The organism is Streptosporangium sp. NPDC005286 (assembly GCF_040607515.1).
Classification (GTDB): domain Bacteria; phylum Actinomycetota; class Actinomycetes; order Streptosporangiales; family Streptosporangiaceae; genus Streptosporangium.
Genome location: NZ_JBEXGU010000177.1, coordinates 1 through 18,881, shown reverse-complemented (window position 1 = coordinate 18,881; position 18,881 = coordinate 1). Strand labels below are relative to the sequence as shown.

21 protein-coding genes and 1 tRNA gene are annotated in these 18,881 nt (G+C 69.8%); 13 read left to right on the top strand and 9 right to left on the bottom strand.

The window, feature by feature from the left end; all coding sequences use genetic code 11:
* The first annotated feature begins 512 nt into the window (after nucleotides 1–512).
* Genes ABZU75_RS38740 through ABZU75_RS38730 form a run of 3 tightly spaced genes read left to right on the top strand, consistent with a single transcriptional unit; the run spans nucleotide 513 to nucleotide 2,376 of the window.
* Nucleotides 513–980, top strand: coding sequence for a phage holin family protein (locus ABZU75_RS38740; RefSeq protein WP_350930157.1), 468 nt, complete (start codon nucleotides 513–515; stop codon nucleotides 978–980).
* Complete coding sequence (locus ABZU75_RS38735) at nucleotides 977–1,900, top strand: alpha/beta hydrolase (protein ID WP_355565848.1); 924 nt, start codon at nucleotides 977–979, stop codon at nucleotides 1,898–1,900. Before ABZU75_RS38740 ends, ABZU75_RS38735 begins: the two co-directional genes overlap by 4 nt.
* Nucleotides 1,897–2,376, top strand: coding sequence for a DUF309 domain-containing protein (locus ABZU75_RS38730; RefSeq protein WP_355565845.1), 480 nt, complete (start codon nucleotides 1,897–1,899; stop codon nucleotides 2,374–2,376). The genes ABZU75_RS38735 and ABZU75_RS38730 overlap by 4 nt, the downstream gene beginning before the upstream one ends.
* Here ABZU75_RS38730 and ABZU75_RS38725 read toward each other — a convergent pair whose 3' ends face one another.
* Nucleotides 2,377–3,573, bottom strand: a complete 1,197-nt coding sequence (locus ABZU75_RS38725; protein WP_355565842.1) for a MarP family serine protease — start codon at nucleotides 3,571–3,573, stop codon at nucleotides 2,377–2,379.
* A gap of 72 nt (nucleotides 3,574–3,645) precedes the next feature.
* On the opposite strand from ABZU75_RS38725, the gene ABZU75_RS38720 reads away from it, so the two are divergent.
* Nucleotides 3,646–4,197, top strand: a complete 552-nt coding sequence (locus ABZU75_RS38720; protein WP_350958926.1) for a HEAT repeat domain-containing protein — start codon at nucleotides 3,646–3,648, stop codon at nucleotides 4,195–4,197.
* Here the strand turns inward: ABZU75_RS38720 and ABZU75_RS38715 are convergent.
* Together ABZU75_RS38715 and nth are read right to left on the bottom strand one after the other, a co-directional pair.
* A complete protein-coding gene (locus tag ABZU75_RS38715) occupies nucleotides 4,147–4,791 on the bottom strand; it encodes a CoA pyrophosphatase (protein ID WP_355565838.1) in 645 nt (214 codons plus the stop codon). The genes ABZU75_RS38720 and ABZU75_RS38715 overlap by 51 nt on opposite strands.
* A 118-nt stretch (nucleotides 4,792–4,909) precedes the next feature.
* Nucleotides 4,910–5,629, bottom strand: a complete 720-nt coding sequence (nth, locus tag ABZU75_RS38710) for an endonuclease III (RefSeq protein WP_355565835.1) — start codon at nucleotides 5,627–5,629, stop codon at nucleotides 4,910–4,912.
* 87 nt (nucleotides 5,630–5,716) lie between these two features.
* On the opposite strand from nth, the gene ABZU75_RS38705 reads away from it, so the two are divergent.
* On the top strand, nucleotides 5,717–6,397 hold the full coding sequence (locus tag ABZU75_RS38705; protein ID WP_326646545.1) for a Crp/Fnr family transcriptional regulator: 681 nt from the start codon (nucleotides 5,717–5,719) through the stop codon (nucleotides 6,395–6,397).
* Nucleotides 6,398–6,506: 109 nt separating this feature from the next.
* Here ABZU75_RS38705 and ABZU75_RS38700 read toward each other — a convergent pair whose 3' ends face one another.
* The 4 genes from ABZU75_RS38700 to ABZU75_RS38685 form a co-directional block, all read right to left on the bottom strand.
* A complete protein-coding gene (locus tag ABZU75_RS38700) occupies nucleotides 6,507–7,295 on the bottom strand; it encodes an MBL fold metallo-hydrolase (RefSeq protein WP_355565832.1) in 789 nt (262 codons plus the stop codon).
* On the bottom strand, nucleotides 7,292–8,131 hold the full coding sequence (locus ABZU75_RS38695; RefSeq protein ID WP_355565829.1) for an NUDIX hydrolase: 840 nt from the start codon (nucleotides 8,129–8,131) through the stop codon (nucleotides 7,292–7,294). The genes ABZU75_RS38700 and ABZU75_RS38695 overlap by 4 nt, the downstream gene beginning before the upstream one ends.
* 254 nt (nucleotides 8,132–8,385) lie before the next feature.
* Nucleotides 8,386–8,844: a RidA family protein gene (locus ABZU75_RS38690; RefSeq protein WP_030924176.1), complete on the bottom strand. Its 459-nt coding sequence runs from the start codon at nucleotides 8,842–8,844 to the stop codon at nucleotides 8,386–8,388.
* Nucleotides 8,841–8,996 carry a DUF4177 domain-containing protein gene (locus ABZU75_RS38685; protein ID WP_012887236.1) on the bottom strand — a complete coding sequence of 52 codons (156 nt, stop codon included), beginning with the start codon at nucleotides 8,994–8,996 and terminating at the stop codon, nucleotides 8,841–8,843. Before ABZU75_RS38685 ends, ABZU75_RS38690 begins: the two co-directional genes overlap by 4 nt.
* A gap of 400 nt (nucleotides 8,997–9,396) precedes the next feature.
* On the opposite strand from ABZU75_RS38685, the gene ABZU75_RS38680 reads away from it, so the two are divergent.
* Entirely contained in the window at nucleotides 9,397–10,401 is a 1,005-nt protein-coding gene (locus tag ABZU75_RS38680; protein ID WP_355565825.1) for an ArsA-related P-loop ATPase, read from the top strand.
* Nucleotides 10,398–11,525: an ArsA family ATPase gene (locus ABZU75_RS38675; protein WP_030924170.1), complete on the top strand. Its 1,128-nt coding sequence runs from the start codon at nucleotides 10,398–10,400 to the stop codon at nucleotides 11,523–11,525. The genes ABZU75_RS38680 and ABZU75_RS38675 overlap by 4 nt, the downstream gene beginning before the upstream one ends.
* A 101-nt stretch (nucleotides 11,526–11,626) precedes the next feature.
* Here ABZU75_RS38675 and ABZU75_RS38670 read toward each other — a convergent pair whose 3' ends face one another.
* Complete coding sequence (locus tag ABZU75_RS38670; RefSeq protein WP_012887233.1) at nucleotides 11,627–11,923, bottom strand: WhiB family transcriptional regulator; 297 nt, start codon at nucleotides 11,921–11,923, stop codon at nucleotides 11,627–11,629.
* Nucleotides 11,924–12,188: 265 nt separating this feature from the next.
* On the opposite strand from ABZU75_RS38670, the gene ABZU75_RS38665 reads away from it, so the two are divergent.
* Entirely contained in the window at nucleotides 12,189–14,444 is a 2,256-nt protein-coding gene (locus ABZU75_RS38665) for a transglycosylase domain-containing protein (RefSeq protein WP_355565821.1), read from the top strand.
* 110 nt (nucleotides 14,445–14,554) lie between these two features.
* Here ABZU75_RS38665 and ABZU75_RS38660 read toward each other — a convergent pair whose 3' ends face one another.
* Nucleotides 14,555–15,013, bottom strand: a complete 459-nt coding sequence (locus tag ABZU75_RS38660; RefSeq protein ID WP_355565818.1) for a GatB/YqeY domain-containing protein — start codon at nucleotides 15,011–15,013, stop codon at nucleotides 14,555–14,557.
* Nucleotides 15,014–15,093: 80 nt separating this feature from the next.
* Between ABZU75_RS38660 and ABZU75_RS38655 the strand changes: the two genes are divergently transcribed.
* The 5 genes from ABZU75_RS38655 to ABZU75_RS38635 all read left to right on the top strand — a co-directional run bounded on the left by ABZU75_RS38655 (nucleotide 15,094) and on the right by ABZU75_RS38635 (nucleotide 18,632).
* The gene (locus ABZU75_RS38655; protein WP_355565815.1) at nucleotides 15,094–16,017 is read left to right on the top strand and encodes a metallophosphoesterase; all 924 of its coding nucleotides are present in this window, start codon (nucleotides 15,094–15,096) and stop codon (nucleotides 16,015–16,017) included.
* Between the two features lie 35 nt (nucleotides 16,018–16,052).
* Nucleotides 16,053–16,126 (top strand) — tRNA-Pro (locus ABZU75_RS38650).
* A 625-nt stretch (nucleotides 16,127–16,751) separates the two neighbouring features.
* Nucleotides 16,752–17,549, top strand: a complete 798-nt coding sequence (gene modA, locus ABZU75_RS38645; protein WP_350966166.1) for a molybdate ABC transporter substrate-binding protein — start codon at nucleotides 16,752–16,754, stop codon at nucleotides 17,547–17,549.
* 101 nt (nucleotides 17,550–17,650) lie between these two features.
* The gene (locus ABZU75_RS38640) at nucleotides 17,651–17,911 is read left to right on the top strand and encodes a hypothetical protein (protein WP_355565811.1); all 261 of its coding nucleotides are present in this window, start codon (nucleotides 17,651–17,653) and stop codon (nucleotides 17,909–17,911) included.
* 238 nt (nucleotides 17,912–18,149) lie between these two features.
* Nucleotides 18,150–18,632, top strand: a complete 483-nt coding sequence (locus ABZU75_RS38635; protein WP_355565808.1) for a hypothetical protein — start codon at nucleotides 18,150–18,152, stop codon at nucleotides 18,630–18,632.
* Nucleotides 18,633–18,881: the final 249 nt, after the last annotated feature.

The window sequence follows — 18,881 nt, the reverse complement described above, 5'->3', positions numbered from 1 at the left end:
CCCACTTGGTGTTGTGCACACCGGGGGCGTTCGGGACCATGATCCGAGCCGGGAACCCGTGGTTGAGGGAGACCCTGGCCCACCCGGGGCCGGCTCCCCCATCGCCGCCGCGATGTTCGCCGGCCCACCGCCGGGGTAGCCCCCGGCCGTGACAACCTCCCCACCGGTGTCGTCGTCCGGCGCCGGAACCGAAACAGCCCGCCGCCGCCCTGATCAAGGACGGCGGGCGGAGAACCAGCCGGCGATCCTGCCCGGCCTCCACGTCCGGCCGGCCCGAAGGCACGCCCGGTGGTGCGGATTCCCGCCACCGGACGGCCGGGACCTCACCAGCCCGGTACCGCCGGACTAAAGTCTGATGTCTTGACGACGCAGATATTCGATGACACATGCGCGATAACCACAGTGGTGCTCGCGACACCGGCTCCGGTGACGATCCCGCCGCGGGTGTGCGTGCACGACCGCCTCAGGGCGCAGCATGATGTTTGACAGAGGCCCTCGATAGGAGACCGTCCATGACACATATTCCGCCCGCGGAGCCACAGGAGGAGTCGCTGGGCGCACTGGTCGCCGCGGCCAGTGACCACATATCCACACTGGTCCGCGCCGAGATCGAGTTGGCCAAGGCAGAGCTCAGGTTCGATGCCAAGCGGGTCGGCGTGGCGGCGGGTCTCTTCGGCGCCGCGGCGTTCATGGCCCACCTGTGCCTGATCCTCGCCTCGTTCGCGATCGCCTACGGCCTGGTCGCCGCGGGCCTGTGGACCTGGCTCGCCTTCCTGATCGTCACCGTGTTCTATCTGATCGTGGCCGGGCTGCTGGTCTTCGTCGGCATCCGGCGGCTCAAGGGCCTGACCGGAATGCGGCGGACCCTGCACTCACTCAAGACCATCAAGAGCGGAGCCGAGGTCGACGCCGTTCCCGCCGCTCCGGTCACGGCCGGTCAGGTGGGCGGCCATCGCGATCCGGTGAGACCGGGCCAGTGAGCAGACCCGACGAGTCCATGGTCAGGCTGGAGGGTCCGTGGACCCACCACTCGGTCCATGCCGGAGGCACCCGCTTCCACGTCGTGGAGGCCGGTACGGGCCCCCTCGTACTGCTGCTCCACGGATTCCCGCAGTTCTGGTGGAGCTGGCGCAACCAACTTGTCTCGCTTCCGGCAGCGGGCTACCGCGCCGTCGCCGTCGATCTGCGTGGCTACGGCGCCAGTGACAAGCCGCCCCGTGGCTATGACCTGTACACCCTGGCCGCCGACGCGGCCGGGCTGGTCAGGGCGCTGGGCGAGAGCTCCGCGATCGTCGTCGGCCACGACTGGGGCGGGTTGCTCGCCTGGACCATGGCCGTGAAGGACCCGAAGGCGGTCCTGCGGCTGGTCGCCGTCTCCGCGCCGCACCCCCGCCGGCTCCGCACCGCGCTGTTCACCGAGCCGTTCGGCCAGTTCAGGGCGGCTCGCTACGCGCTGGGATTCCAGCTGCCGCTGCTTCCCGAGCGACGCCTGACCGCCGACTCCGGCGCCATGGTGGGGCAGTTGCTGGAGAAGTGGTCGGCTCCCGGCTGGCCGCAGGAGGAGGTGGCGAAGACCTACCGCGACGCGTTCCGCATCCCCAACGTCTCGCACTGCGCGCTGGAGTACCACCGCTGGTTCGGCCGCTCCCAGCTCCGCCCGGACGGGTGGCGCTACGCCAGGGCCATGCGCGCCCAGATCAACGTACCGACTCTGCAGGTGCACGGCGCGTTCGACCGGCACGTCCTGCCCCGCACCGCCCAGGGCTCGGGCCGCTACGTGGCCGCCCCCTACCGGTGGCGGCTGATCGAGGGCGCCGGGCACTTCCCGCACGAGGAGTGCCCGGAGGAGTTCGACGCCGAGCTCGTCGCCTGGCTGTCCGATCCGGAGCCCGACCGGTGAACGGGCGGGACCGGGACGCCGACGGGAGACCGCGCAACCGGCGTCCTCGCGACGCGTTCGGGAGGCCGCTTCCGTACGGCGCGGAGGGCGTGGAACGCATCCCGGACGACTACGCGCCAAGCGCGGAGGAGGCCGTCTCCGAGGCTCACCGGCTGCTCGGCGAGGGACGCCCGTTCCACGCCCACGAGGTGCTGGAAGGCCGCTGGAAGAACTCCCCCGCCCAGGAGCGCGAGCTGTGGCAGGGGCTGGCGCAGATCTGCGTGGGCCTCACCCACCTGCAGCGGGGCAACCGCGGCGGAGCCGCGACGCTGTTCGCCCGGGGCGCCGACCGGATCAGCCGGTACGGCACGCCGTACGAGGAGATGGCCGTGGCGGTCGGAAAGCTGGACGACCTGGACGCCGAAGCGGCCATCGCGGTGATCAGAGACCTGATCCGGCACCGGGTTCCCCCCAGGGGGGCGGATCCGGGGGCTTGATCAGCTCCGGGTGCACTCCTGGGTGTTCACCCGGTTGGACAGCTTGGAGCCGTCTTCGGCGTCCGGCGCCACTTCGGCGGCGGTCAGCACGAAGCCGGTCTCCGCCCTGTCGGTGGCCGCCGCGAAGACGACGCCGTAGACCCTGCCGTCGGGGGTGAGCAGCGGCCCGCCGGAGTTGCCCTGCCGGACCAGGCCGCGGATCCAGTAGACATCCCGGTTGACGGTCTTGTGCTCGTAGATGTTGGGGCCCTGAGCCTTCTGCCGGTCCCTGATCCGGGCCGACTCCATGGTGTAACCCTGGCCGTGCGGGAAGCCCGCGACGATGGCGTCGTCGTCCTTCTTGGCCGTGCCGTCGAAGCGCAGGATCGGCAGGTCCAGATCGGGGACGCGCAGGATCGCGATGTCCCTGTCGGGGTTGTAGAGCACGACCTGGGCCGAGTGGACGTTGTTGAGATGGTCGATGACCTGAAGGTCCTGGTCGACCCCGGCGACCACGTGCGCGTTCGTCATGATCCTGTCCTGGGCGTAGACGAACCCGGTGCCCTCGATGTGCTTGCGGCAGCTGGAGGCCACGCCCTGGACCTTGACGATGCCCCGGCGGGCCCGGGTGAGCGCCGCGCTCTTCGTCACGCTCCGGTCGGGTGGCGCGACCTCGACGAACTGGCCACCCGCTATGCCGTCGAACACCCTGGGAAAGCCGGAGGTGTCGATGAAGTCCCTGAAGGGCTTCTGCAGGTCCCTGGCCAGCTTCGGCATCGTCTGGTCGACCGTTTTGATCAACAGGGACTTACTGACCTGCTCCCCGAGCAGCGTGAACTGCGAGGAGGTGATCAGCGAGCCGATCAGCCACGCGATGATCAGCACCGAGAAGGCGCTCGCGAAGGTGCCGCCGACCGCGTCGACGACCTTGGCGGGCTCCCAGGTGACATGGCTGCGGACCACCGCGCCGATCGTCGACGACGCGAACTGACCGATCGTGGCGGCGAGGAAGACGATGACGATCGCCAGCAGCGCCCGCTCGGTCTCACCGTCGACCACCGCTCCGGCGATGGGCGGGGCGATGAACATGCCCAGCAGGCCACCACCGACAAAACCGACAAAGCTCAGGGCCCCGATGATGAACCCCTGGCGGTATCCCGACACCGCGAAGGCCACCATCAGGGCGATCAGGATGAGGTCGAGGAGATCACCGCTCACTCCCTTACGGTATCCAGCCCCCGCCCCGCGCGTGCACACCTTCTGCGAGGTCTCTACGGTTATCGTGGCCGGATGGCGATGATCGAAGGAGCGGCGACCGTGGCGTCTCTCATCGAGACCGCGCTACGGGAGCGAGATCAGGAGGGCGCGGCCCGCTGGCGCGCGATCACCCGGTTGCAGGAACGGGGCGATCTGGAGACCTTCACCGCGGCACGGAGACTCTGCTCGGGAAAGACCGCGGCCGAGCGGATGCTCGGGGTCGACATCCTGGGACGACTCGGCTTCGTCGACCGGACGCTGCCGGTGCTCCGCGCCCTGTCCGTCGGCGAGGACGACTGCCTGGTGCTCTACTCGGTGTTGATCGCCTTCGGCCACCTCAGGGACCGCCGCGCGCTGCCGTCGGTGATCGCCCTCTCCGAACACGCCGACCCCCGGATCAGGTACGGGGCCGCCTACGCGCTGCCGAACATCATGGGCAGCCCACCCGACCCGACGGGCCTGGCCGCGCTGAGACGGCTGACCCTCGATCCCGACGGGGACGTGGCCGACTGGGCTCGCCTCGGCCTGGCCCTGTCAACGGGACGCGAGGTTGAGGACGTCGGGCGGGATGTCCTCGATCCGTGAGTGATCCCAGGGAAGCTCGAAACCCGAACGGCCGAGCACGGTGTCGAGCACTCCCGCGGTGAACCCCCACACCAGCAGCCCGCGCACCCGGAACGCCGGCCCCGAGTAACCGCTCGGATGGCGCAGCCTGATCCGGTTGGCCGGATCGACGAGCTCGCGGATCGGGATCCGCTCCACCGACTCCACCTCGTCCGGCGAGGCCGCGTGGACCACGCAGGGCGTGTGCCACCAGGCCAGCACCGGGGTCACCCGGTTGTCACTGCGGCTCACGTACAGCTCGGGCATGGCCCCGATCACCCGGACGCCCGTCGGATCGAGACCGGTCTCCTCAACGGCCTCGCGCAGCGCCGCGGCGATCGGGCCGTCGTCCTCCGGGTCCACCCCGCCGCCCGGGAACGCGGGCTGACCGGCGTGTGTGCGCCCGTTCGAGCTCCGCTGGATGAGCAGCACGTCCGGACCGAGTGGCCCCTCACCAAAGAGCAGCAGCACCGCGGCCGACCGCCCGCCGGACGCCGGCGGGCGCAACCTTGAGGGCACCGGCGTTCCCGCGACCCGCTCCGCCAACGTTTCCAACCATCCGGGAACCTCTTCCACGGGCACACCTCCGGTCCTCTGCAACACGGCGTCCCGCCCCACGCTTCCCGGCACCGGCGGGATGTCAGCGGATCCGCCAGGACCCCGAGGCGGTCTTACCACAGCGGTGCGGAAAAGATCACGAGAAGGGGCCGGGGCGTACCAGCTTGGCGGCCTGGACGGGATCCGTGGGGCCGATGCCGTACGAGGGGCAGAGCGCGGCGAGCGGGCAGACTCCGCAGGCCGGCGTGCGGGCGTGGCAGACGCGGCGACCGTGCCAGATCAGGCGGTGGGACATCATCGTCCAGTCGCGCTTCGGGATGAGCTCGGCGACGACCCGCTCGATCTTCACCGGGTCGGTCTCCGAGGTCCAGTGGAAGCGGTGGACGAGCCGCTGGAAGTGGGTGTCCACGGTGATGCCGGGCACCCCGAAGGCGTTGCCGAGCACCACGTTGGCGGTCTTGCGGCCGACCCCCGGCAGGGTCACCAGGTCATTGAGCCTCCCGGGGACCTCGCCGCCGAAACGCTCGCACAGGGCCTGGGCCATGCCGATGATGCTGTTGGCCTTGGCCCGGAAGAACCCGGTGGGCCGGATGATCCCCTCCAACTCGGCCCGGTCCGCACCGGCGTAGTCTTCTGCTGTGGGATATTTCATAAAAAGAGCAGGAGTGACCGTATTGACCCTTTTGTCCGTGCACTGTGCGGACAGGATGGTCGCGACCAACAGCTCGAGAGGGTCACGAAAGTCGAGCTCGCAATGGGCGTCGGGATAGGCCTCCGCCAGGATTCGGTCCATTCGCCGAGCTCGACGGACCAGAGCGAGCCGGGATTCACCACCGGGGCTGACTTTGCGGAGCACTCCGACAGCCTACGCTCAAGGCCCCCCGCAGAGTCGCTCGGTGGGATGGGTCACAATGACTGCGTGAGCCGTGAAACGGGAGGCACTGTGAACTCCGACGACGTGCTGGGCAAGGCCCCGCTGTTCGCCGCGCTCGACCGTGAGAGCGCCGCCGCGCTGCGTACGAGCATCTCCGAGGTACGCCTCGCCAAAGGGCAGACCCTTTTCAGCGAGAACGAGACCGGGGATCGCCTCTACGTGGTGCTCGAAGGCAAGATCAAGCTCTCTCGCACCGCACCCGACGGCCGGGAGAACCTGCTCAGCGTGCTCGGTCCGAGTGAGATGTTCGGCGAGCTTTCCCTGTTCGACCCCCGTCCCCGTACGGCGTCCGCCACAGCGCTGACCGACGTCCTGCTGGCCGGGCTCGGACACGACGACCTGCGCCCCTGGCTGACCGGTCGTCCCGAGGTCGCCCTGCACCTGCTGCGCGCCCTGGCCCAGCGCCTCCGCCGTACCAACGACGTGCTGGCCGACCTGGTCTTCACCGACGTTCCAGGACGGGTGGCCAAGGCCCTGCTGGACCTGGCCGACCGCTTCGGCCAGCGGGTCGACGACGGCGTGCGGGTCCACCACGACCTCACCCAGGAGGAGCTGGCCCAGCTGGTCGGCGCCTCCCGTGAGACCGTGAACAAGGCGCTGGCCGACTTCGCCCAGCGCGGCTGGCTGCGCATCGAGGCCAAGGCCGTGGTCATCATGGACCTGGAGCGGCTGCACAACCGCTCGCGCTGACGGGCCCCGTCCCCCGCTGCCCGGCGGGACCTCGCCGCGGCCGCCCCCTCCAGTTCACGACGCCCTGTCCGGCCGGCCCTCAGCACGGCGGGGTCCGCCAGAGGCGGGCCTAGCCGTCCAGATAGGCGAGCTGCGCGCGAACCGACATCTCGGCGGCGAACCAGAGGGACCTGTCCACCTCCGCGTAGACGATCTCGACGATCTCGCGGGGCGTCCTCGCCCCCCGTTCCCTGGCCTCCCGGATCTGGTCCAACCGCCGCCGCCGGTGCGCGACGTAGCCGTCGAGCGTGCCGATCGGGTCGGGGAGCACCGGACCGTGACCGGGCAGCAGCGCCTCCGCCCCGACCTGCTCGGCCTTCGCTCTGAGCAGGTCGAGGGAGCGCAGGTAGTCGGCCAGGTCACCGTCCGAGGCGATCACGGTGGTGCCGCGGCCGAGCACGGTGTCGCCGGTGAGGATCGCCCTGTCCCGCGGCAACCAGAAGCAGAGCGAGTCGAACGAGTGGCCCGGCGTGCCCACCACGTGCAGTTCCAGGTCCCCGACGGTGAGCACGTCGCCGTCGCCCAGCCCCTCCTCACCCAGCCGGTGCGCGGGGTCCAGCGCCCTGACGGGCGCGCCGACCAGCCCGGCGAACCTCGCGGCACCGCCGCTGTGGTCGTGGTGCCCGTGGGTCAGCAGGATCGTGGCGACCCGACGGCCCTCCAGATGGCCGGCGACCCGCGCCAGATGCTCCTCGTCATCGGGGCCGGGGTCGACGACCAGCACCTCCTCACCGAGGCCGATCACCCACGTGTTGGTACCGTCCAGGGTCATCTCGGAGGGGTTGGGGGCGAGCAGGTTGAGCGCGTGCTCCGTACCCGCACCGTCGGGCCCCTCCAGGGGGATCCGCAGCCCGCTCACCGCGAACCGCCGAACTCGTAGTCGTCGTCGAGCACGATGCGCATCTCACCGTCCACTTCGGCGATCTTGGGCATGAAGGTCACGATCTCACGCTCGGCCGCGAGCGTCTCGGAGACCTTGTCGTAGGCGCACAGCTCGGTGAGCGTGCGATGGGTCGGGGGCATCAGGAAGATCTGGCCCGCCCTCCCCTGGCCGAGCGCGTCGGCGGGCCGGACCCAGACCACCTGGTCGGCCTCACCGCCGACGTCGCGGGTGAGCTGGCCCGGCGGGAGCGCCGCGACGAAGAAGCGGGTGTCGAAGCGCTTGTTCTCCACCTCGGGAGTGATCCAGTGGGCCCAGGGGCGGAGCAGGTCGGAGCGGAGGACCAGGCCGCGCCTGCCGAGGAAGTCGGCGAAGGACAGGGTCCGGCCGATCAGGGCGAGCCGGTCGGCCTCCCAGTCGTCACCGGTGGTGTCGGCCACGACGGACTCCGCGGACGGCCCGGCCAGCAGTACCCCCGACTCCTCGAACGTCTCCCGCACGGCGGCGCACACCAGGCCCCGCGCGGTCTGCTCGTCCGCGCGGAAGACCTCGCCCCAGGCCGCGGGCGAAGGACCGGCCCAGGTGATCTCCTGGTCGGTGTCGCGCGGGTCGACCGACCCGCCGGGGAAGACGTAGGCCCCGGCGGCGAAGGCCATGCTCGCCTTGCGCCTCAGCAGGTAGACCTCCACCTGACCGGCGTCCTCGCGGAGGATGACCACGGTGGCGGCATCTCGCGCGGGGACCGGCGCGATCCGCCCGGCCAGAATGTCGCGTGCACGCTCACCGAACTCGCCGGGAAGCGGGATACCGCCCATTTGAGACCCTCCGCCAGAACATCACTCGGTTGCCGGGTCCATCATGTGGCACGGCACCGCCCCGGACAATCGCGGGGTCCCTCCCGGCGCCCGCCTCCCGGTGCGCCGCCCCGGCGGATGGGGCGCCGGGAGGCCGGCCCCCGGCGGGCCCCACGGCACCTCCACGGCTCCCGGCGAGCTCTCGCCCCCCTTCGACCGTCGGTGTGCCCTCGCGGCCGTCAGGGCCTCGCTGACGCCGGGGTGTCCACCCGACCTCAGCGGACCTCGGCGATCACCTCGACCTCGACCGGCGCGTCCAGCGGGAGAACGGCGACACCGACCGCGCTCCTGGCGTGCCTGCCCGCGTCACCGAGCACCGCGGTGAGCAACTCGCTGGCGCCGTTGACGACCTGCGGCTGGCCGGTGAAGCCCGGGGCGCTGGCCACGAACCCGACCACCTTGACGATCCGCACGATGTTCGACAGTCCTCCGGCCTCCGACGCGACCGCGGCGAGGGCGTTGAGCGCGCAGATCCTCGCGAGCTCGTAGGCGTCCTCGACGCCCACCTCGGCGCCGACCTTCCCGCTGGCCTTCAGCTTGCCGTCCACCACCGGAAGCTGCCCCGAGGTGTAGACGTGGTCACCGGAACGCACCGCCGGGACGTACGCCGCCAGCGGCGGCACCACCTCCGGCAGGGTCAGGCCCAGCTCCGCCAGCCTCTCCTCGGCCGTCACTGCTTGGGCCGCTTCAGGTAGGCGACCAGCTGCTCGGGGTTGGGCCCCGGCACGACCTGGACGAGCTCCCAGCCGTCCTGGCCCCAGTTGTCGAGAATCTGCTTCGTCGCATGTACCAGCAGCGGCACTGTCGAGTACTCCCATTTCGTCATGCGGGACACATTAGCGAGACGGCTCCCGGTGAGCGGCCCACTACGGGTCCGCGAGCGCCCGGCATGGCTCATGCCCGCCACCCGGTACCGCCGGAGGCGGGCCGATGATCAGGGCGGTCCGCTGTGAGAATCTACATATTTACTTTCCGGATCCGATCGATTAGCGAGAGGGCCCCGCACGGCTCCCCGGGCCGCGCCTCCGGCTTCGGACGGGTTCGGCTTCGGGCCGTCCGGCCCACGCCGCCTTACTGACCAGCGTGATCGGCGAAAGAGGCTCCCCGGCCGCCCTCAGGGCAGGAGCCCGCTCCCGGCTCGGGCCCGCCGGGCAACGATGCCGTTTGAGGACTACCGGGGAAGGCGCCGGAGAGTTGTCAAGTAACCGTTGGGTAGCCTTCGAAAGGTGAGAGCTCGCGACACCGATTGGGACGGCGTACGCCTTCACGTCGTCACCGGCAAGGGTGGCACCGGTAAGACGACGGTGGCCGCCGCACTCGCGCTCGCCCTCGCGGCGGGCGGCGACAAGGTCCTGCTGGTCGAGGTCGAGGGCCGCCAGGGGATCTCCCAGGTCTTCGACCTGCCGCCGCTGCCCTACGAGGAGCGCAAGATCGCCGTCGCACCCGACGGCGGGGACGTCTACGCGCTGGCCATCGACCCCGAAGAGGCGATGCTCGAGTACCTTGAAATGTTCTACGGCATGCGCAGGGCCGGCAGGGCACTCAGCAAGATCGGCATCGTCGACTTCGCCACCACCATCGCCCCCGGCTTCCGCGATGTCCTGGTCACCGGCAAGACGAGCGAGGCCGTCCGGCGCAAGGGCAAGGACGGCAAGAGGGTCTACGACGCGGTCGTGCTGGACGCGCCGCCGACCGGCAGGATCGTGCGCTTCCTCAACGTCACCAACGAGGTCGCGGGGCTGGCCAGGGTCGGCCCGATCAAGAACCATGCCGACCTGGTGAACGGTGTCGTCTCCTCTCCGGAGACCGCCGTGCACTTCGTCACGCTCCTGGAGGAGATGCCGGTCCAGGAGACCCTGGACGGCCTGAGCGAGCTCCGCACCGCCGGGCTCCCGCCCGGGGGGATCTTCATCAACATGGTTCGCGAGTCGCTGCTGCCCGACTCCGTCCTGGAGGCCGCCGCCGAGAACCGGTTCGACCCGGCGGAGCTGGTGCTCGGCCTCAAGGCCGCGGGACTCACCGACGGCGGCTCCGCCGCGGTCACGGTGGCCGATGCCCTGGCCGAGGAGATCGCCGAGCACGCCCGCCGCACCGAGCTGGAGCGGGACGAGAGGCTGGCGCTGGAGGAGGCCGCACGCCCCCGCTACGAGCTGCCGTTGCTGGCCGACGGGGTGGATCTGTCCGGGCTGTACGAGCTGGCGGAATCGATCCGCACCCAAGGAGCAGCGTGAAGACCCCTCCGGTCCTCGACCTTGACGCGATCATCGACGACCCGCACACGCGGATCATCGTCTGCTGCGGTTCCGGCGGCGTCGGGAAGACCACCACCGCCGCGGCCCTGGGACTGCGCGCGGCCGAGCGCGGCCGTTCCGCCGTGGTGCTCACGGTCGACCCCGCGCGGCGGCTGGCGCAGTCGATGGGACTCACCGAACTCGACAACACCCCCAGGCTCGTCGTGGGCGTCGAGGGCGAGGGGCGGCTGCACGCCATGATGCTCGACATGAAGCGGACCTTCGACGAGATCATCGAGGCGCACGCCGACCCCGAGCGAGCTCGCCAGATCCTGACGAACCCCTTCTACCAGTCCCTCTCGTCCAGCTTCGCCGGCACGCAGGAATACATGGCCATGGAGAAGCTGGGCCAGCTCCGGCGGTCGGACGACTGGGATCTGATCATCGTCGACACCCCTCCGTCCCGCTCCGCGCTCGACTTCCTGGACGCCCCCGAGCGGCTCGGCCGCTTCCTTGACGGCCGGCTCATCCGGCTGCTCATGGCCCCCGCCAAGGCCGGCGGGCGGAGCGCGTTCAAGCTGCTCAACGCGGGTTTCGGCATCGTCGCCGGAGCGCTGACCAAGCTGCTGGGCGCGCAGGTACTCAAGGACCTGCAGACGTTCGTGTCCGCGCTGGACGCCGTCTTCGGCGGTTTCAGGGCGCGGGCCGACCAGACCTACCGGCTCCTGCAGGCCCCCGGAACGGCGTTCCTCGTCGTGGCCTCGCCCGAGCGCGACGCGATACGCGAGGCGTCCTACTTCGTGGAGAGGCTGGCCGAGGAGCGCATGCCCCTGGCGGGTCTCGTGGTCAACCGGGTGCACCGCTCGCCCGCGGCCGTGCTGTCCGGGGCGCGGAGCACCGCCGCCGCCGAAGACCTGGAGGCGCGCGGCGAGCACGAGCTCACCTCCGCCGTACTGCGGCTGCACGCGGACCGGATGCAGCTGGCCGCTCGCGAGCAACGTGAGCAGGAGCACTTCATCTCCGCCCATCCCACGGTGCCCGTCGCGCGGGTCCCCGCCATGTCGCAGGACGTGCACGACCTGGAAGGGCTGCGCGAGGTGGGCGACCTGCTGGCCGCCCAGTAGCCGTCACGGCGGCCTGCCGAGCCGTGCGGCGCGCGTTCGCCGACCCGTGACATGCGTGTACGGCTGGCGCCCGGCGCCAGCCGTACGGGATCGGCGCGAACTCAGCCGGCTATCAGCTCATTCGTCCGCTCATATTCTTCTTTGGCCAACTCCAGCAGGTCCCGCCAGGAGTCGACATCCGGTCGCCGACGCAACAGCGCTCGGCGTTCGCGCTCGGTCATCCCGCCCCACACCCCGAACTCGATGCGATTGTCCAGCGCATCGGCGAGGCACTCGGTCCGGACCGGGCATCCTCGGCAGATCAGCTTTGCTCGGTTCTGGGCAGCACCCTGAACGAACAAAGCGTCAGGATCCGCACCCTTACAGGCCGCACGGGAGGTCCAATCCGTGATCCACATTCGACCCCACTCCCCTTAGGTGGTCAGTCGTGACTTGGGCCGACGGGCGCGGGCGTCGGGCCTCGGTATTCAATTGCTGCAGAAAGAGACCGTACGCAACCAGACGTTCAGGCCGACAGACCCCGGCGGGACCAAATTCTCACATGGTCATCCACGGCCATCTGGCCGGGAATGACTAGTCACCCACCTGCGATACGGCACGAAGTCATGGCAAAACAGGGTTCCGTTACCGTTTGGGTTATCCGTCCGACGTACCCTGGGACTCGTGCAAGCTCAAGGCAAAGATCAGGGGTCGGCGGTCGGCAATGTGCTGAAGCTGCTCGGCGCGGCGGCTGTCACAGGTGTGCTCGTCGCCGCGGTGGCGCTTCCGGCGGTGGGTGGCGCGGGGATGACCGTGAACGCGGCGACGAACGAGCTGCGTCTTCTCCCCGAGGAGCTCAAGGAACCTCCCCTCGCGGAGAAGACCACCCTGCTCGATGCGGACGGCAAGCAGTTCGCCCAGTTCTACTTCGAGAACCGCGAGTCGGTGAAGCTCGACCAGGTCGCCGACGTCATGAAGACGGCGATCGTGGCGATCGAGGACACCAGGTTCTACGAGCACGGGGCGATCGACCTGGAAGGCACCTTCCGCGCGGCGGTGCGGAACGTCTCAGGCGGCGGGGTCGTCCAGGGTGGCTCCTCCATCACGCAGCAGTACGTCAAGCTCGTGCTGCTCAACGCGGCGGAGACCAAGGAGGAGCAGGACGCCGCCATCGAGGCGACGTTCTCCCGCAAGCTCAACGAGCTGCGCTACGCGCTGGCGGTCGAGGAGAAGTACACCAAGTCGGAGATCCTTGAGCGCTACCTGAACATCTCCTACTACGGCGCGGGAGCCTACGGCATCCAGGCCGCGTCCAGGCGCTTCTTCGACAAGCCCGCCTCCAAGCTGACCCTGTGGGAGGCGGCCACCCTGGCCGGAGCCGTGCAGAACCCGAGCCGGACCGACCCGGGGGCGGGAAAGGCCGCCCGCGCGCGGCTGCTTGAGCGGCGCAACATCGTGCTGAGCCGGATGGCCGAGCTCGGCAAGATCACAACGCAGGAAGCCGAAGAGGCCAAGAAGAAGAAGCTCGGTTTCAAGAACATCTCGGCTCCCGGCGGCTGCGAGGTGAGCGACTACCCCTACTTCTGCCTCTACGTGCAGCAGGAGATCGCCTCCAACGAGGACTTCGGCAAGACCCGCAAGCAACGGGAGAGGCTGCTCCAGCGAGGCGGCCTGACGATCAAGACGACGCTCGACCCGAAGGCGCAGAAGGCCTCGGAGAAGGCGATCCGGCAGTTCGTCCACGCCAGCGACAAGCCGGTCGCCTCGCAGGCGATGGTCGTCCCCGGCACCGGCGCCATCAAGGCGATGGCCGCCAGCCGGAAGTTCGGCGGGAACCCGAAGAAGAACGAGATCAGCTACAACCTCGTCGGCGACCGGCTGCACGGTGGCGGAGCGGGCTTCCAGGCCGGCTCCACGTTCAAGCCCTTCACCCTGCTGACGGCCCTCGCCAAGGGTATGAAGCTGAACGACGGTTTCAACACCGGCACCGGCTACCAGGCCCCCAGCCACAGCGCGTTCCGCGACTGCAAGGGCAACGCGGTCGGCGAGCCCAGCCACACCGTCACCAACTCCAGTGAGGGCCCCGGCGGTTTCAACACCCTGACCACCGGCACCCTGGGCTCGGTGAACACCTTCTTCATGCGCCTGGAGCAGGAGGTCGGCCTCTGCGAGACGGTGAAGATGGCCAAGAGCCTGGGCATCCAGCGCGCCGACGGCGCCCCGCTGAAGGAGTTCGAGACCTTCACGCTCGGCATCAACGAGATGGACCCGGTGACCGTCTCCGCCGCCTACGCGACGATCGCCGCCCGCGGCACCTACTGCAGGCCGATGGTGATCACCGAGAGCACCGACCGCGAGGGCAAGAAGACGTCGTACAAGCCCAAGTGCAAGCAGGTCCTGGACGAGGAGGTCGCCGACGCGGCCACCCACATCATGTCCGGGGTCTTCACCAAGGGCACGATGAGCCAGGTCGGCGGCATCGGCCGCGACGCGGCGGGCAAGACCGGCACCACCGACGCCTACACCGCCGCCTGGTTCGCCGGGTTCACTCCCGACCTCGCCTCCGCGGTGAGCGTCGGTGACCCGCGCGGCGCCTTCGGGCACGACCTGATCGGCGTGACCATCGGCGGGCGCTACTACAGCTACGTGTACGGCGCCTCGATCGCCGGCCCGATCTGGAAGAACTCGATGCTCAGCGCGCTCAGGGGCGTCGAGGCGACCTCGTTCACCCCGGTGAACATGGAGCGCTTCGGCGGCTGCACCGGCAACCGGTGCGCGCCCAAGCCGCCGCCGAAGTCCGACCGGGGTGACGACGGTGACCGTGGCGACCGTGGCGGTCGCGGTGACGGTCGCGGTCGCGGCGGCGGTGACGGTCCGCCCTCGGGCGGCGGCGACCGGGAGGTCAACGGCGGCATCACGATCCCCCCGGTCATCCCCTAGGCCCGTCCCTCGGGACATCGGAGCCCTCCTCGCCCGACCCTTCGAAGGTCCGGCGCGGAGGGCTCCGGCCTTACCCGGAGAGGTATCGTGCGTGCCGCCACGGCCTCGGGTCAGGAGGACGCGAGGCGCGCCCGTACGGCCTGTGCGACGCGACCGCCCTCGGCGCGCCCGGCGACCTTCGGGTTCACGATCTTCATGACCTGGCCCATGGCCTGCGGCCCGGAGGCACCGCTCTCGGCGACGGCCTCGTCCACGAGGGCGGCGAGCTCCTCGTCGGAGAGCTGGGCGGGCAGGTACGCCTCCAGCACGGCCTGCTCGTCGACCTCCGCCTGCGCCTGCTCCGCCCGGCCGGCACCGCTGAACGCCTCGGCCGCCTCGCGGCGCTTCTTGGCCTCCTTGGCCAGCACCTTGACGATCTCGTCGTCGGTGAGCTCGCGCGCCGCCTTACCCGAGACCTCCTCGACGTTCACGGCCGCGAGGGCCATGCGAATCGTGCGGGTGCGGATCTCGTCCCTGCTCTTCATGGAGGCCGTGAGATCGGCCTTCAGCTTGTCCTTCAATGCGCTCATGCGGTCCATCTTGCCGCCTCACCAGCCCCGCTGTATCCAGAGTTTCCGTCCGGAGGGCCGATCTCGGGCATGATGAGAGGGTGAGGAAAGCAGCCGCGGTGCCCCTGTCCCTGTTCGGCGTCGGCCTGGCCGGCCTCGCGTACGCCTCGGTCATCGAGCGCAACGCGTTCCGGCTGCGCCGCTTCGACGTGCCCGTGCTGGAGCCGGGGCAGCGTCCGGTGCGCGTCCTGCATCTGTCCGACCTGCACCTCACCCCCGGCAGGCGGATGCTCATCGACTGGGTCCGCTCGCTCGGAGCCCTCCACCCCGACCTGGTGGTCAACACCGGCGACTCCATCGCGCACCCCGACGCGATCACGCCCCTGATGCATGCCCTGGAGCCCCTGCTGTCGCGTCCGGGACTGTTCGTCTACGGCTCCAACGACATGTACGAGCCGAAGCCGAAGAACCCGCTGCGCTATCTCTGGCGCACCTCCAAGGCCGACTACGGCCAGAAGATCCCCACGCTTCCCTGGGAGGAACTGGGCACCGCCATGGCCGCCGAGGGCTGGCTCGACATGAACAACACCACCGCCCGGGTCAAGGTCGGCGATCTTGACATGGCGGTGGGCGGCATCCACGACTCCCACATCAACCGCGACCGCTACGACCTGATCGCCGGCCCCGCCCCGGCCGAGGCCGACCTGCGGCTGGGGGTGATGCACTCGCCGGAGCCCCGTAACATGACCCGCTTCGCCGCCGACGGCTACCAGCTGCTGCTCGCCGGTCACACCCATGGCGGCCAGCTCTGCATCCCCTTCTACGGCGCCCTGGTCACCAACTGCGGCATCGACCGGACCCGGGTCAAGGGCATGAGCCGCCACGACTCCGCCTACCTCCACGTCTCCGCCGGCCTCGGCACCAGCCCCTACGCTCCGGCCCGCTTCGCCTGCTACCCCGAGGCCAGCCTGCTGACCCTGGTGCCCCGTCGGCGCGGCGACGCAAGCACCCACGAAGTCCGCTAGACTTTCCCAAGCACGAGCAAGACCGGACGTGTGACCGGGGTGTGGCGCAGCTTGGTAGCGCGCTTCGTTCGGGACGAAGAGGCCGCAGGTTCAAATCCTGTCACCCCGACGTTGAATGTCCCGAGGTAGAGGGCCGTTCCTGAGAGATCAGGAGCGGCTTTCTGCGTTACTGAGTGACTTTCTCTCTCTCAGAGCGCCTGGGATCGTGCGGCTTCCGACGGTTGGCGTGGCAAGGGTGGGATTACGCATAGCGCCCGTGGGCGGCGAGCCGGGCATCTCACTCGCCTTCGCGGCCCCGGCTGAGGTGATCGCGTTCATACCTGCTCAGCGGTCTGTCGAGCAGGACCCGGCCGAGGTGATCCCGACACCACCTACCCCACGGCTTCCCGAACAGACCCTGACCGCCGAGCCCGCGACACCGACACCGCCGCCCAAGCGAGCCCTCTGCCGCCTTCCCCGACACCCCCGCCCAGATCCCACCCCGGCTCGGCACTGGACGTCGCCTCACGCCCCGTCCCAGGCGAACATTGGGGTGGCCGGAGACGGGGGCGGACCCACGAGAGACGGGTGGGCTGCGACCACACCTGGTCTACTTATCGCAGGTGCGATGACATAAGGGCAGCTTCTTTCTTGGTTGCCATGGGTACTGCCTCTTGAAGCCCGAATATGCGAAGGTATCGTGATTGTCCGTGGCGACGTTCTGGGTCGGCACGTGAGCCAGTAAGGAGCCCTCGTTGTTCAGGCGTCTTTCCCGGTGGGCCACGATCCCCATCGCCCTCACATTGGCCGCCGGCCTGGCCGGCTGCGGTTCCAGCGATCCGGCCACCTCCGCCTCCTCCGGCGGGTCGTCCGGAGACGGGGCCACGACGCTGACCGTGTTCGCCGCCGCGTCGCTGACCGGTACGTTCACCGAGCTGGGCAAGACCTTCGAGGCCGCACACCCGGGCACGACCGTGCGGTTCAACTTCGGTTCCAGCGCCACCCTGGCCCAGCAGATCGTCGAGGGCGCCCCGGCCGACGTCTTCGCCGCCGCCAGCCCGGCCACGATGAAGACCGTCACCGACGCCTCCCTGGCCGGCACCCCGGCCACCTTCGTGCGCAACACCCTCCAGATCGCCGTACCCGCCGACAATCCCGCCAAGGTCGACGACCTGAGCGACCTGACCGATCCGAAGGTCAAGGTCGCCCTCTGCGCCGAGCAGGTGCCGTGCGGCGCGGCAGCGGTCAAGGCGCTGGACGCGGCCGGTCTGAAGGTCACACCGGTCACCCTGGAACAGGACGTCAAGGCCACCCTCACCAAGGTCGAGCTCGGCGAGGTCGACGCCGCCCTGGTCTACAAGACGGACGTCATCTCCTCCGGCGGCAAGGTCCAGGGCATCGACTTCCCCGAGGCGGAGAAGGCGATCAACGACTACCCGATCGCCACCCTGTCCAAGGCGCCCGCCCCCGAGGCGGCCAAGCAGTTCGTCGATCTGGTGCTGTCGCAGCAGGGCAAGGACGTGCTGACCAAGGCCGGCTTTCAAGCCCCCTGACCCGCGATGACGCGATCCGCGACCCCGGCGGGCCGGAACGGCGCACAGCGCCGCCCCGGCCCGTCCGGCCGCCCGTCAGGAGGTACGGCAGGGGGTACGGCATGAGCGGCGACCAGCCCCGTAACGCCATCTGCCTGGGCGGCCCCTGCCACGGCATGCTCACCCACATCGACCAGGACATCGGCACCCTCACCGTGCCCGTCCCGCGCCGCTCACCCGAAGAGCCCGAGGGCGTCGCCCGCTACCGCATCACCCGCGAACGGGTGCACCATCCCTGCCGCGCCGAGCCGTTCATCGCCCTGCACTGGGCCGATCCCCCCGAACCGGCCGGCCCGCCCTGCCCCTGTGGCCTCAGGCACTAGACACGCCGCTCCGCGGGCGCACCTTCGCACGTCCGGCCGACGTGCGTGCCGGCCTCGCACCGACGTAGCGCCGGATACGGCCCGCACGGCGCGGCTCTCATGGCCGGTCGCAGCGTGGAGTACTCAACGTCGGAGCGGCCAATGCCGGCATGGTTTCCAGCGCTCATAGGAGCCTTTAAGAGCATAAAGTAACCCCCCGAAGTCAACTGGCAGCAGACGGTAATGTACGTTTGTGGTCATGATCGCATCGATGCGGCGGGTCGTACGGCACGGAGGCGTCGCCTTCGCGCTAGGGCTGGCCGTGCTCGGTGCCGTCGTGTTGATGCACCTGACGCTGTGTGTGGTGGCCCCCGCCCACCGGGGCCATCATCGTGCCCCCGGCCCGTGGCCGCCGGCCACGGCGACCGTCGGGGTGAGCGCCGCCGAGGATACCGGCGCCACCACCGGGCTTCTCACCCTGATCGGCGCGGGGACGCCGGCGGAGCACCTACCGTGCCCGGCGCCGCCCGTCGATGAAGATCACCATCTCTGCGGCGCGGCGGCCGGAGCGCAGATCACCGGCACGCGCGTCCTGGTGCCGGCCGGGCCGGTCGTCGGTGACCCGGTGGTGGCCGAGGAGTCCGCCACACCTCCACCGCCGCCCACGCGGCGGCGCGCGCAACCGGTCCGTCCACCGCCCGGGGTCGCGCTACTTCTACTCAAATCCGTTTCCCGGATATAGCCCGCCCCTCGGGCCGCCAACGACTCCACGCTCCTGCTGAGCGGTATGAGCCGTCGTTCGCGCACGCCCAAAAGCGAGCCGATCACATCGCATTCAGGGGAAACGGATCATGATATATACACTTAGTTCACCGCAGATCACTGCGAGTTCGCCACAGATCGCCAGCACCTCGCTCAGCCAGTTGATCACCGGAGCCACCTGCCACGCCCCCGAGCACGTGGTCGGCAACACCCCGGTGCTCTGGGTCCC